Origin of the sequence: Microcoleus sp. SVA1B4 (assembly GCF_036700545.1) — a bacterium.
GTDB lineage: Bacteria > Cyanobacteriota > Cyanobacteriia > Cyanobacteriales > Microcoleaceae > Microcoleus.
Genome location: NZ_JAUBPB010000045.1, coordinates 44256 through 56584, shown reverse-complemented (window position 1 = coordinate 56584; position 12329 = coordinate 44256). Strand labels below are relative to the sequence as shown.

The following is a 12329-nucleotide window of genomic DNA, read 5'->3' as shown; positions in this document are numbered from 1 at the left end:
GGGCGTCCCGCCCGTCCAAAAAGGCCGGGCGGGACGCCCATCCCACAATCTTGTGGAAGTTATTTAATTCTCATTCCATCTGCGGTTTGCCTATTACATCAAAAATTTAGGCAAGAAGTTTAATCAAGAAAAAAGGCAGGGGGAAAAATGTTTATAGTAAGGCCTTTAGTCATTAAAAAGGTAAAGGATCAGGTTCTGACGGTAACAGACTTACGCCAGTATAAGCTGATTGGAGTCGATCAAAAATGTATTCAAAAGCTTCTTCAAAGTGTCTGGGTTCATCAATGAGAATCTTGAATTCGTGACCCCAAGGATAAACGGTGACAATGAAATTGTCAATAACTTTGTTAACACTCAAAGATATTTCGACTGTTTCGCGATCGCCCTTTTGGGGATTTTCGGGATTTTCGCAAACATCGATCGCACCATCAAAATACAGAATGCCATTGTCATCAAACTTCTGATTTTGCTTTTGAATCGGGCATTCCAAATAATCGCTCATTTGCTTGATAAAAATGTCACTAAAATCCTGACAAGCTTCGCAGGATTCGCGGTATGCTTGCCGGGATGCGGCGTAAGCTTTGCAAAGTTCCTCAAATTTAGACATAGAAATTACCAGTGTTAACTGCCCAACATATCAAGTGTGCGATCGCAGGCGCAATATTTTCAACAAGGTATTGAATTGATCGGGCAAAGGGGCGATCGCCTCTATTAATTCTCCTGTTACGGGATGCTGTAATGTCAGCCGCCATGCGTGGAGGGCTTGTCCGGTTAAATTGACGCCGATAGAACGGTTGGAACTGTACATGGGGTCGCCCACAATCGGATGTTTTATTTCCGCTGTATGGACGCGAATTTGATGAGTGCGGCCGGTTTCTAATTGATAGTGCATTAAGCAATAGTTGCCGATTCTTTCTTTGATTGTCCAGTGAGTAACGGCGGGGCGACCGCCTTTTTCTACTGGTACTACTGCCATTTTTTTGCGGTCTGTGGGATGCCGTCCGATGGGTAGGTCTATTGTGCCTGTTTCGGTGTTGGGAGCACCGTAAACTATGCCTAAATATTCGCGGCGGGCCGTTTTGCTTTTGAGTTGGGCTTGCAGGTGTTGGTGGGCGATGTCGGTTTTGGCGATCGCGATCGCACCTGTTGTATCTTTGTCTAATCTGTGCACGATTCCCGGCCGCTGAACTCCGCCTATTTCTGCTAGGGGACAGTGGGCTAACAAAGCGTTGACTAATGTACCGTCTTGGTGTCCGGCGGCTGGGTGGACGACTAATCCGGCTGGTTTGTTGATGATAATTAAGCTGTCGTCTTCGTAGAGAATGTCGAGGGGAATTGCTTCGGCCTGCAACTTTGTGGGCTCGGTTTCGGGTAAAGTGAGGTGGATGCGATCGCCCGTTTTTACTGAGATTTTTTTCGAGGTGCAGGTTTCGTCGTTGACTTTGACGTTGCCTTGTGATATGAGGCTTTGGATTCGCGATCGGGATAAGTCCGGTATCTGGTTTGACAGCCAAATATCTAATCGCTGATTGACATTACTGCGATCGAATTCCTCTGTATTTTCTACTGTGTAAATCTGTGCCGCAGTGTCTGTTTCTATCATTTACTTTTTACTATTTTTTGCCAAGTGTGTAAAGCAAATATCCTCATCATAACATCTGTGAGTTAGTTCGCGATCGCACGGGCAGCGAGAAACCGGGTTTTTTCACCACAATACTTCGTTTCTGCCTGCTGATTGGGTAAAAAACCCGGTTTCTTTGATCGGAGTGGTTAAGTCGTTTGAGTATAATCGTCAATTCTATCGACAATTATCGCAGTGGCCGCAGCGCATTGATTTAGCTTCCTTGGCAAACCCAAAAGCTTGCAGCAAAAATTGCCACCTACACTCGCGATGTTTGAGATATTTTGCCATTTCTTCCGCTGCGGTAAAATTAAATTTTTCCGCTTTTTGCTGTGGAGATTTATTGATCGCATAATTAAAAGGATCTTGCCATGTTAATTGTCCGCTGCTGTGCAAGATTGAAAGGGCGATCGCGCTTTCGGGAAACTCCTCCGAGACTGCTTCTATATTACCTTTTACTGGCAGTTTCTTGGCTAATTGCTGAGCTTCTCGGTATTGCGATCGCAATTTATCTTGAAAAAATTCCTTTCTTTGTTTATCTTCGGGATAAAGCAAACCCGTCGGTTCGCTAATCAATGTCAGGGCGATCGCCGATTTGCCGTCGCGTCCGCCTCTACCAATTTCCTGAATGTATTCCGATAATAGCAAAGGTGCTTGATAATGAACAACCCACCGAACATCGGGCTTGTTAATTCCCATCCCAAATGCTGATGTACAAGTCACAAATTTAAGGTCATTGTTCAGCCAAGCTGTTTCTATTTTTCGTCGTGATTCTGGACTTAAACCTGCATGATATGCTGCTGTTTCATAACCTGCTGCTTCCAACAAATTCGCCAAGTTTTCGCTATCTTTTCTAGTGCGGACATAGACTAAACCTGCTTGTTTTGGTCGAGCTTTAATAAAATTTAATAACTGCTGCTTGCGTCCTCTCGGCGTCCAGACTGTCTGCACTTGCAGGTGCAGATTAGAACGGTAGGGACTTAGCAAAAATGCTTCTGGTTTTTGCAGTTGCAAGACTTTTTTGATTGTCTGCTGTGCTTCCGGGTTGGCGGTAGCGGTGAAAGCTGCGATCGCAATTTTACTATTTGCTGGTTTAGCTTTCAACAAAGCCGGCCGTACTGTTCCCAAACGACGGTAAGCTGGTCGAAAAGTATCACCCCACTGCACTAAACAGTGAGCTTCATCTAATATTAAACCGTTGATTTGGATGTGCGGCTGACTGATAATTTCCCAAACTGGTTTGCTGAGTAATGTTTCGGGAGACAGGTACAGCAATCTTAATTTGTTTTGTTGCAGCGACTGCATAGTTTGTCGGCGCTGCGCTGTTGGCAATTGACTGTGAAGTAGGGAAGCGGGAAGATTGCGATCGCGCAATTCTTGTACTTGATTTTCCATCAAGGCGACTAGCGGCGAAACTACGAGAGTTAAACCTGTTTGTAACAAAGCTGGCAGTTGAAAGCAGATGGATTTGCCGCCACCTGTCGGCATAATTATCAGCGTGTCTTTTCCGGCTAATAAACTGCCGACGATTTCTCCTTGGGGCGGGCGAAAGTCGTCGTATCCCCAATTTTTTTTAAATGTGGCGCGGGCTTGATTTAATGATGTTAATTCGGGTTGAAAGTTCATTTGACTGAGTTAAAAAACTTGTATGGTTTCGCCACAACTAACGAATTTTTGGCAAATTCGGATCTTTTCGACAAGTCGAGAGTGGTAATTGTTCACCACCTTGTATCGTGGTAATTCTCATTCGATTTCTATTTATCACCACATTTAAACAAGCACAGCCATATCCATAATTAACATTAGTTTTGACATATTCATCGTCGTTAAAAGGAGGAATATTGTTCATTCCTCCGGCTTGATATCCCCCTTGCACCGAGATAGTCCACTGAGCATCTTTGTCTTTGAGATACCAATTAGCAGGCGTGGGATTTATCAACCATCCGCACCTAATTTCAGCCGCTTTCGCAGGAATAATAACCATCGAAAAAGATGAGATAATTGCAGGTATCAACCACTTTAGTTTCATAGCTTTACATCCTAATTTTTGAGCGACAATCATACAGGAATTACGCGCTTCGAGAAAAGAAACAGAAACCTGGTTTTTTAGCGAATCTGCGGGTGACAACGAAATATTTTCGCAAAAACCTGGTTTCTAACTACCTGCGCGTAAGTCCTGTCCAAAATCCAAAATCCAAAATCCCCTAAGACTCCTCGCCGTCTCGGCGGCCGAGCTCGTACACGCCGCCGCCAATACAGGCGATCGTACCCATAGATACCGCCCAACCAGTACCCAGAGAAAATTCTACGCCCCAATTGCACAATCCGCCCGCAATCAAAAAGGGTACAATGCTCAACAGCGAAGCGTAAAACGTATTTTGGGCTTCTCTGGCTTGGCGGGTTCTTTCAAACTCGGCTTCTGAGGTGTAGAGGGATCTCTCCGCAAAATTCATCCAGCGGTTCAGTTGCAGGATTACCCATTCTGTGAGGGGCGACAGGCCCCAGTACAGGGCCAAAGACCACAAGGACGCACCGGCGATCGCAGTTGCGTCTATGGCAAAACTAAAGGGAAAAATTTCAGTAAGCATTGCTTGATGTGTTATGAATTTGAGATTTTGGATGACATCCAAAATCCAGGAACTAACTATAGTGTCAAGCAAAAGCTCGATCGAATTCAACCGCAGCACGAATTAGTCTGCCAACTTTTTTTTATCACCCCTGGGCATTTACCCGGAAGCCTTGACACGGGTTTTGGATGGAGTAAGATACACGTTGTTGATAAACTGATTCGCGATCGCGGGTAGAGCTCAAAGCCAATCTTGCAGCGAATTGGCATCACTTACATTTTGCACCCTTCTGAGAAACGGGCTTTCCGGCCCGTTCCACAAAGGATGATTTTTTTGTGGGCTGGGCCGGAAAGCCCGCCCCTGAAAGCTTTATTGACAAGGGTGCAAGATGTGAGCCTAACAGACAACGCACACTCCCACACACATTTAACTTTGAGCCGTGAAAAAAATCCTGCAAGACTCTAGAGGCCCGCTGACGGCAAAACGCTTTTTTCGTCTCAGACAGATGCTGCTGCTGGCACTTTCGATCGGCATTGTGTTGATTAGCCCTTATTTGCAGCAGCAGGTGGTCAAAGCTCAGTCAGGCTTACCAACCAGAGTAGCGACGGGTAATTTGTGGCAAGAAGCTTCTTTTCCAGTCGAAAACTTTGAAACCTACACTTCCCCTTTCGGCCCCCGTGGCGGGGATTTTCATTACGGTTTGGACTTGGCCGCCCCGGAAGGCAGCTATATCCGCAATTGGTGGGGCGGGCAAATTGTGGAAGTTTGGGAAGATGGCCGATGCGGCACTGGTATGATCGTGCGATCGGGAAATTGGGAACACATCTACTGTCACCTCAGAGGCCGAGTGCTAACGGCTAACGGCGGGCGTTATTATACCGATCGCGAAGGTACTTTGCAAATTTGGCAAGGTCAAACAGTGCCTGCGGGTGCGAGAATTGCCAGAGTTGGGATGACCGGCCGCACGAGTGGGCCTCACTTGCACTGGGGATTGAAGTACGGCGGCCGCTGGGTTGACCCGGCTTTGGTTCTCCGGGAAATGTACGCGCAACAATCTTAATTAGTCATTAGTCATTAGTCATTAGTCATTAGTTAGTAGTCATTTTTGGGGTTTGTAGTAATGAGTAAAGTCCTGATTTTTTCGAGAATGAGGAATAAAGTCATCACTACAAACTTGAATAACTAATGACTAATGACTCTTTATGTTGGTGCCAACTCTTTTTTGTTTACCTCGGTGTAGCGATCGACAATTTGGCGGAATTCATCGCCGTCGATCGTTTCTTCATCCAACAGCGCTTCGACAAGTTTGTCTACCAAATCCCGATTTTCGCGGATAATTCGGCGAGCTTCTTCGTAGCACTCAAAGGCAATTTCCCGGACTTGGCGATCGATCTTGATTGCCATTTCTTCGGAATACTCCGATCGCGAATTCCAGTTTTGGCCTAAAAACACCTCATTGTTCGGACTTTCCAAAGCCACAGGCCCCAAATCCGACATTCCGTAAAGCGTTACCATCTCCCTCGCGAGACTGCTAACTTTTCTGAGATCACTACCGGCACCGGTGTCGATTTCAGCATCGCCATAAATTTCGGCCTCCGCCGCCCGTCCCCCCAAAGCTACTTTAATTCGGTTTAACAGCAAAGCCCGACTCCTCAAACCTTCGCTGTCGAGCATTTCGTCGTCGAGCACAAAGCTAGTAAAGCCTTCGACCCCGCCGGAACGCGGAATAATCGTTACTTTTTCAACCGGGTCGGCATTTTTGAGCATGGTCGCGACTAGGGCGTGTCCGACTTCGTGGTATGCTGTCATCCACTTTTTCTTGCTGTCGAGCAGCGGGTTGAGGGTAAGCCCGATCGTGATCCGGTCGATCGCGTCGTGAACTTCTAAGTTAGTAATCGTGTCTTTGCGACGCCTCGCAGTGAGAATTGCTGCTTCGTTGAGCAAGTTTGCCAAGTCAGCGCCGGAAAAGCCGGGAGTCCGGCGGGCGATCGTGTCTAGGGCAACTTCTGGGTCGAGTTTTTTGTTGCGCGCGTGAACTTGCAAAATCCCCAAACGCCCTTTGTAACTGGGTAAATCTACCGTTACTTGTCGATCGAACCTGCCGGGCCGCAGCAGGGCGGTATCGAGCACGTCGGGGCGGTTGGTAGCTGCAATCACAATCACGCCACTGTTACCCTCAAAGCCGTCCATTTCTGTCAGCAACTGGTTGAGAGTTTGTTCCCGTTCGTCGTTGCCGCCGCCGATACCAGCGCCACGCTGCCTTCCTACGGCGTCTATTTCGTCGATGAAGACGATGCAGGGCGAATTTTCTTTAGCTTTCTTGAACAAGTCGCGGACGCGGGAGGCGCCAACTCCGACAAACATTTCGACAAATTCGGAACCAGAAATGCTGAAGAAGGGGACGGCTGCTTCGCCTGCGATGGCTTTGGCCAGCATTGTTTTGCCGGTTCCGGGAGGCCCGATTAACAGAACTCCTCTGGGAATTTTGGCGCCGATGGCGTTGAAGCGTTCGGGTTTTTTGAGGAAGGTTACGACTTCTTGCAGTTCTTCTTTAGCTTCTTCGATGCCTGCTACGTCGTCGAACATCACGCCGGTTTTGGCTTCCATTTGGAAACGGGCTCTGGATTTGCCGAAGTTCATGGCATTTCCTTGAGATTGGGTCGATCGGCGCAGGATTGCCATCAGCACTGCCAAGACTGCAAAAATCACTAGCAAGTTTATTACTAAACTGACTGCTGCTGCGTTATCTGCTGTTTGTTTGACTTCAAAGTCAATCTTTTTGGCGCGGATTTGCGAGTACAGTTCTCGGTTGTTGTAGTCGAACAGACTAACTGATTGGGTTTGATCGCTTTTTTGATTTTTTAGCCTAACCTTGGCAGTTCTTTGAGTTTCGTCTACTTCGATTTTACTGACTTGCCCTTTTTCTATGTTGTCGATGAGTTGGCTGTAACTCATGGTGTTTGGCGCACTCTCGGCAAACACCGGGGTCGAGAGCAATATTCCTTGAGAAATCACCAAACTGCCCAGGATGCGCCAAAGATTCCGTCCTGGAATTGATTTTTTAGGATTCTGGCTCGACTTGTCTTTGTTTACAGCTAGATGCCCCAGCCATGCGTGTTTCCAAGAATTTTTCATATTGCTTTGCCCAAGGTTGAAGACTGCCAAGATTGACCGCTTGTGGTTTGCTACGTTCATTTATTTTAACAAGATGGCGGGTGTTGGATGGGTTTATCTCTCGTGGGCATCTTAAGATGCCCCTCTTGAGGGGGGGGTTCATTCTCGGTAGGGGCAATCCCCCCGTGGTTGCCCCCATGTCTGAAACGCCTGTGCAATGGTCTGTGGGTGGGGGCGGGCACGGGGAGTAGGGGTCGCACCGCCCCTAAAAAAGCCTGATTTTCGTGAGAATGAAACCGCCCTGCTCAAGGGGGGGGGTTTTGAATCCACGGCTGCTCAAGAAACCGGGTTTTTTACCTAATCTGCGGGCTATAACCCAGGATTTTGCTCAAAAAACCCGGTTTCTCGGCTCCCTCCACTGAACTTACCCACGGCTCCTCAAGAAACCGGGTTTTTTACCTAATTTGCGGGCTATAACCCAGGATTTTGCTCAAAAAACCCGGTTTCTCGGCTCCCTCCGTAAATCTCAAATCTCAAATCTCAAATCTCAAATCTCAAATCGATGGATTTTGCTCAAAAAACCCGGTTTCTGGGTTCCGTCGGTAAATCTAAAATCTCAAATCTCAAATCTAAAATCGATTGACAGTTGTCGATCGAACTTGCTATGTTAATCATACTCGTAATGAGTACGTTTTAGTCAAGCAGTTATTGTTTTTAAGCTTTATGGTAAAAATTGTCGGCATTGGTGGAAGTTTGCGGGCTGGCTCCTACAGCCAGTTAGCGTTGAAGGTGGCAGCAGAACGGGCGCAGGCTTTGGGCGCGGAAGTTGAAATATTGGATTTGCGATCGCTCAATCTGCCATTCTGCAATGGTGAGAATGATTATCTCGATTACCCGGATGTGGAAAAGCTGCAGAATGCGGTTAAGCAAGCCGACGGCTTGATTTTGGCAACGCCGGAGTATCACGGTAGCGTCAGCGGTGCTCTCAAGAATGCCCTGGATTTGATGAGTTTTGAGCATTTGGACGGGAAAGTTGCGGGTTCGATCAGCGTTTTGGGAGGGCAGGTTAACAGCAACGCACTCAACGATTTGCGAACCATTTTGAGATGGGTGCACGCTTGGGTAATTCCCGAACAAATTGCGATCGGACAAGCTTGGAAAGCTTTTAGTCCTGATGGTAAATTATTGGATGAAAAACTGTCTGAAAGGTTCGACGAATTTGCTCGGAGTTTAGTGGAAAATACGCGGAAATTGCGAGGAATTTCGTAATTGTCTTTCAGGAAAAACGCATTCCTGGACGCAACTGGCATATTATTCGGATACGTCAGTTGCCATAATTTCTCGATTTGAAGAGGCTTTCTCTCTAGCAGAGCACCCTACAAGCTGTAATGTAACAGTTAACAGTCAACAGTCAACTGAGTCAAAATGGCATATCGATCATGTCTCCGAAAGGATGGGGTACGTCGATCGGCATTCTTCCGGGTTTTGACTCATATTTGTCTATCCACTTTTTGGCCAATTCCAAAGCTTCCTCCTCTGTCTTGGCATTTTGGACGGCGACGTGGCGGTTGCCGCGGCTATCCCAAACCTCGACGTAGAAGACTTTCTGGGATTGAATAATCCAACCTTTATAAGTGTCTGCTGGTTCCATAGTTAGAATCCTAAAATAATCGGGCGGGGAGTTCCACTGACTAGCTAATTGTAAATATTGCCCTGCATAAAATGAATTTTACGGGGGTTTCTATAGTATTTTTGGAAAAAAGTCAGTTTTACGGTTAACCTCATGACTCGACTCCTGAAGCAATTATTTAACTGGAGAAAATATCTCCAACCTTTGGCCGCGACGATCGCGATCGCCCTAATCGCATCCCAGATGGCGGTATTGCCGGCATTGGCGACTGGCGTTTACGAAATACCGATGTTGTCGGCGGGCGATCGAACTTGGGTGTTCGACAAAGGCGACGTGCTCAGCCGCAGCAGCGAAAGCAATATCAGCAGCGTGCTCGACAACCTGGAAAACAAAACAGGGAAACAAGTCCGATTTGTCACCATCCACCGCTTAGACTACGGTGAAACGGCTGCCACTTTCACCGACCAACTGTTTGAACAGTGGTTTCCCACAAAAGAAGACCAGACTAATCAAATTTTACTCGTTCTCGACACTGTTACCAACAGCGCGGCAATTCGGACGGGGGAAGGGGTGAAATCCCTGCTAACCGATGAAATTGCCCAGAGTGTGGCCGGGGAAACTGTGCAAGTGCCGCTGCGGGAAGCGAATAAATACAACGAGGCATTTGCGGCTGCAAGTACGCGCATTGCAACTGTTTTGTCGGGCGAACCCGATCCGGGTCCTCCTGAAGTTGTTGACAACATTCAAGTTGAAGGCACGTTTAAAAAAGCTGAAGAAACAGATCAAGGCAATGCCACAGTTGTTGTGGTTGTGCTGTTGGTGTTGGCGACAGTGATTCCGATGGTGACTTATTTCTGGTATCAAGGTTTTTCGTGATCGGGTGCTGCTTGCATCCGATCGGTTGCCGTTTTGTCAAGAAAATATGGCAGGGCTGCACTAATCTTGAACGTATTCTCGATCGCTCAACAAAGCAATTTCTGCCCGCACAAATTCCCGTCCCAGATAAGCCGCGTGATCTAACATTGTCACCGGACAGGGGCGGGTTTCTTCTAGGATTTTGACGCAAAGTTCTTTGGCGGTTCGGCCGGTAAAAAGTGTGGACTGAGTGCGTTCTACTTTGCCACGGGCGGGGATGGGTTTGCCGGTTTCGGGATCGACGGCGAGGCCGCGATCGTCGATGATGTTGGTGAAATGTTTGGCACAAATTAAGCTGGTTTCGCGATCGAGATAAATGATGAAGTAGCCGCCTGGATCGAGGTCGATGTGGCGTTTGGATAGCTTGTCATCGATTGCGGTGAGGTTTTCCAATGTTTGACTCATGGTTGGTGAAAGGAAGTAAAGAATAGCTATATTTTTTTTGCTATTTCTAGTTTAGTCGGCTGTGGGACAAGTTTGGGACATTGGTTGGTTGAATGCGGGGGGAATTTTCGGGCGATCGACATTCTACGCGATATCTGTGGGGACAGGGCATTGCCGTGTCCGGCGGTGGCTGCTGCGACTTTTAATGAGTGGTATAAGATTGAGGACTGTCACAAGACTTGTTGAACTTGATAGAATGAACCGCAGAGAACGCAGAAAACGCAGAGTGAAATAAGAGAGAGAAACAAAATATGTTATCACTGAGATATTGCACCATTTGCAATCAGCTTTTCAAGACCGGGTTGTCCTGCCCACCACCAGAAATTCACTCTTTGTGGAACAGGCATCTTGCCTGTTCTTGAGAATAGTGCTCTTCGGTGAGTTATCATTGGGGTGAGTAATTTTGGGATTTAATTATAAATGAAATTTATAGATTTATTTTCAGGAATTGGAGGTTTCAGACAAGGTTTTGAAAAAATTGGTTTTGAATGCGTTTTTTCCTGCGAAATTAACAGCAAATGCCGACAAGTTTACACGGATAATTTCGGTGAGGTTCCTTTTGGAGATATCAGTAAAATTAATCCCGTCGAGTTAGAAGACTTTGAGATTTTAGTCGCAGGGTTTCCGTGCCAACCTTTTAGCATCTGTGGCAAAAAGCTGGGTTTTGAAGATACTAGAGGTACGCTATTTTTCGAGATTTGTAAAATTATCAAAATCAAGCAGCCTAAAGTTATCGTTCTCGAAAATGTCAAGCACTTAATCCATCACGACAAGGGAAATACCTTAAAAGTAATTATTGCCAGTCTTGAAGATTTGGGATACAGCGTGAATTACAAAATGCTGAATGCTAAAGACTTTGGAATTGCTCAACATCGTGAAAGAATATTTATTATTGCAACTCAAGGTAAACCATTCAATTTTTCTCGACTTAAAAGCAAGTTTCCTCCGCAACTCAGGGAATTTCTAGACGAGACAGGAGATTTTGAAATATTGGATAAATCCGAGTATACTTTAATTGAGTCTCCGAGAAAGCAAGATTCGGGACTTTTATTTGTAGGTTACAGAAATAAAGGTACTTGGAAAACAGGCGTGAGGCCAAATACAGAACATTTATCGAGAGTGCACAGACAGCCTAATCGCATTTATTCGGTAGATGGAGTGCATCCGACAATTCCTTCGCAAGAAACATCGGGCAGGTTTTTTATCTACATTCCTGAGCAAGATAGGGTGAGAAAGTTGACGCTGAAGGAATGTTACCGTCTTATGGGTTTTCCTGAAGATTTTAAGAGTTATCCGAGTGCGGGGGAAAGTTACAAGCAAATTGGGAATTCGGTTTGTGTGCCGGTTGTGGAGGCGATCGCCCAAGAAATATTAAGTCAAAATTTATTGTATGATGAAAAGAAGGAACTACAAAGATGTCCAGAGTCCCGGCTTCGGGAACCAGTTGAGACTCTAGTTAACACTCTTACTTGAGATTAACTTTCTTATTAAACAATTTTAGAATTAACCAAGCGCTAACTTTGAGCTATAATATAAGTCACCCAAGATAGATATAGTCGTCATGGAAGAATTACTCACCTTAAAAAGCTTACTGCTAAAAGGGGATATACCTGGGTCATTAGCTATAGTTGAAGAACTAGAAGAAATGAGCAAAAAAGACATCATTAAAACTATTCGCAGCTATGCAGTGATTTTACTATTGCATCTGATTAAACAGCAAGCTGAAAATCGCACAACTCGCTCTTGGGATATCTCGATTCGGAACTCGGTTCTAGAAATTCAGGAGGAAAATAAGCGACCGAGAGGCGCGGGTTTTTACTTACCTCTAGAAGAGTTACTCATTGTTTTAGAAATGGCGTATCTACAAGCTATTAACAAAGCTTCCCTAGAAGTGGAAGAAGGGCGTTATGAACCAAGAGAATTGTCGCAGTTAGTGAATCAAGAGGCACTTATTAATCAAGCAATGACTTTAATTTCACAAGAAGCTGAAGATAAGGACTAAAGTTACCCAAAGTCAGGAGACGGCAGTGCCGTTTCC

At 46.0% G+C, this 12329-nt stretch carries 14 protein-coding genes; 6 read left to right on the top strand and 8 right to left on the bottom strand.

The features are described from left to right. Nucleotides 1-172: 172 nt before the first annotated feature. From QT987_RS19740 to QT987_RS19720, 5 genes are all read right to left on the bottom strand, one after another. Nucleotides 173-607 carry a hypothetical protein gene (locus QT987_RS19740; RefSeq protein WP_333243223.1) on the bottom strand — a complete coding sequence of 145 codons (435 nt, stop codon included), beginning with the start codon at nt 605-607 and terminating at the stop codon, nt 173-175. A 30-nt stretch (nt 608-637) separates the two neighbouring features. Further along, nucleotides 638-1603 carry an RluA family pseudouridine synthase gene (locus QT987_RS19735; RefSeq protein WP_333243220.1) on the bottom strand — a complete coding sequence of 322 codons (966 nt, stop codon included), beginning with the start codon at nt 1601-1603 and terminating at the stop codon, nt 638-640. Nucleotides 1604-1798: 195 nt separating this feature from the next. Next, nucleotides 1799-3247, bottom strand: a complete 1449-nt coding sequence (locus QT987_RS19730) for a RecQ family ATP-dependent DNA helicase (RefSeq protein WP_333243217.1) — start codon at nt 3245-3247, stop codon at nt 1799-1801. 37 nt (nt 3248-3284) lie between these two features. Further along, nucleotides 3285-3650, bottom strand: coding sequence for a DUF4087 domain-containing protein (locus tag QT987_RS19725; protein ID WP_333243214.1), 366 nt, complete (start codon nt 3648-3650; stop codon nt 3285-3287). A 175-nt stretch (nt 3651-3825) separates the two neighbouring features. Continuing rightward, complete coding sequence (locus QT987_RS19720) at nt 3826-4209, bottom strand: hypothetical protein (RefSeq protein WP_333243212.1); 384 nt, start codon at nt 4207-4209, stop codon at nt 3826-3828. Between the two features lie 6 nt (nt 4210-4215). Between QT987_RS19720 and QT987_RS19715 the strand changes: the two genes are divergently transcribed. Continuing rightward, nucleotides 4216-4425, top strand: a complete 210-nt coding sequence (locus QT987_RS19715; protein WP_333243209.1) for a hypothetical protein — start codon at nt 4216-4218, stop codon at nt 4423-4425. A 268-nt stretch (nt 4426-4693) separates the two neighbouring features. After that, nucleotides 4694-5248, top strand: a complete 555-nt coding sequence (locus tag QT987_RS19710) for a M23 family metallopeptidase (RefSeq protein ID WP_333207798.1) — start codon at nt 4694-4696, stop codon at nt 5246-5248. Nucleotides 5249-5388: 140 nt separating this feature from the next. Here the strand turns inward: QT987_RS19710 and ftsH are convergent, their stop codons facing one another. Next, nucleotides 5389-7323, bottom strand: a complete 1935-nt coding sequence (gene ftsH, locus QT987_RS19705; protein WP_333253617.1) for an ATP-dependent zinc metalloprotease FtsH — start codon at nt 7321-7323, stop codon at nt 5389-5391. Between the two features lie 702 nt (nt 7324-8025). On the opposite strand from ftsH, the gene QT987_RS19700 reads away from it, so the two are divergent. Beyond that, the gene (locus QT987_RS19700) at nt 8026-8571 is read left to right on the top strand and encodes an NADPH-dependent FMN reductase (RefSeq protein ID WP_333243226.1); all 546 of its coding nucleotides are present in this window, start codon (nt 8026-8028) and stop codon (nt 8569-8571) included. A gap of 151 nt (nt 8572-8722) precedes the next feature. On the opposite strand, the gene QT987_RS19695 is transcribed toward QT987_RS19700, so the two are convergent. Then, on the bottom strand, nt 8723-8953 hold the full coding sequence (locus QT987_RS19695; RefSeq protein ID WP_006635545.1) for a hypothetical protein: 231 nt from the start codon (nt 8951-8953) through the stop codon (nt 8723-8725). Nucleotides 8954-9085: 132 nt separating this feature from the next. Between QT987_RS19695 and psb32 the strand changes: the two genes are divergently transcribed. Next, on the top strand, nt 9086-9808 hold the full coding sequence (psb32, locus tag QT987_RS19690) for a photosystem II repair protein Psb32 (protein WP_333243203.1): 723 nt from the start codon (nt 9086-9088) through the stop codon (nt 9806-9808). A 60-nt stretch (nt 9809-9868) separates the two neighbouring features. Here the strand turns inward: psb32 and QT987_RS19685 are convergent, their stop codons facing one another. After that, the gene (locus QT987_RS19685) at nt 9869-10252 is read right to left on the bottom strand and encodes a DUF4346 domain-containing protein (protein WP_006635547.1); all 384 of its coding nucleotides are present in this window, start codon (nt 10250-10252) and stop codon (nt 9869-9871) included. Nucleotides 10253-10711: 459 nt separating this feature from the next. Between QT987_RS19685 and dcm the strand changes: the two genes are divergently transcribed. Both dcm and QT987_RS19675 read left to right on the top strand, forming a co-directional pair. Continuing rightward, entirely contained in the window at nt 10712-11764 is a 1053-nt protein-coding gene (dcm, locus tag QT987_RS19680; protein WP_333243200.1) for a DNA (cytosine-5-)-methyltransferase, read from the top strand. An 88-nt stretch (nt 11765-11852) separates the two neighbouring features. After that, nucleotides 11853-12293: a DUF29 family protein gene (locus QT987_RS19675; protein ID WP_333243198.1), complete on the top strand. Its 441-nt coding sequence runs from the start codon at nt 11853-11855 to the stop codon at nt 12291-12293. Nucleotides 12294-12329: the final 36 nt, after the last annotated feature.

Coding starts and splice junctions, on each gene's coding strand:
- QT987_RS19740 (WP_333243223.1), bottom strand. CDS start 607: ATGTCTAAATTTGAGGAACTTTGCAAAGCTTACGCCGCATCCCGGCAA.
- QT987_RS19735 (WP_333243220.1), bottom strand. CDS start 1,603: ATGATAGAAACAGACACTGCGGCACAGATTTACACAGTAGAAAATACA.
- QT987_RS19730 (WP_333243217.1), bottom strand. CDS start 3,247: ATGAACTTTCAACCCGAATTAACATCATTAAATCAAGCCCGCGCCACA.
- QT987_RS19725 (WP_333243214.1), bottom strand. CDS start 3,650: ATGAAACTAAAGTGGTTGATACCTGCAATTATCTCATCTTTTTCGATG.
- QT987_RS19720 (WP_333243212.1), bottom strand. CDS start 4,209: ATGCTTACTGAAATTTTTCCCTTTAGTTTTGCCATAGACGCAACTGCG.
- QT987_RS19715 (WP_333243209.1), top strand. CDS start 4,216: ATGTGTTATGAATTTGAGATTTTGGATGACATCCAAAATCCAGGAACT.
- QT987_RS19710 (WP_333207798.1), top strand. CDS start 4,694: ATGCTGCTGCTGGCACTTTCGATCGGCATTGTGTTGATTAGCCCTTAT.
- ftsH (WP_333253617.1), bottom strand. CDS start 7,323: ATGAAAAATTCTTGGAAACACGCATGGCTGGGGCATCTAGCTGTAAAC.
- QT987_RS19700 (WP_333243226.1), top strand. CDS start 8,026: ATGGTAAAAATTGTCGGCATTGGTGGAAGTTTGCGGGCTGGCTCCTAC.
- QT987_RS19695 (WP_006635545.1), bottom strand. CDS start 8,953: ATGGAACCAGCAGACACTTATAAAGGTTGGATTATTCAATCCCAGAAA.
- psb32 (WP_333243203.1), top strand. CDS start 9,086: ATGACTCGACTCCTGAAGCAATTATTTAACTGGAGAAAATATCTCCAA.
- QT987_RS19685 (WP_006635547.1), bottom strand. CDS start 10,252: ATGAGTCAAACATTGGAAAACCTCACCGCAATCGATGACAAGCTATCC.
- dcm (WP_333243200.1), top strand. CDS start 10,712: ATGAAATTTATAGATTTATTTTCAGGAATTGGAGGTTTCAGACAAGGT.
- QT987_RS19675 (WP_333243198.1), top strand. CDS start 11,853: ATGGAAGAATTACTCACCTTAAAAAGCTTACTGCTAAAAGGGGATATA.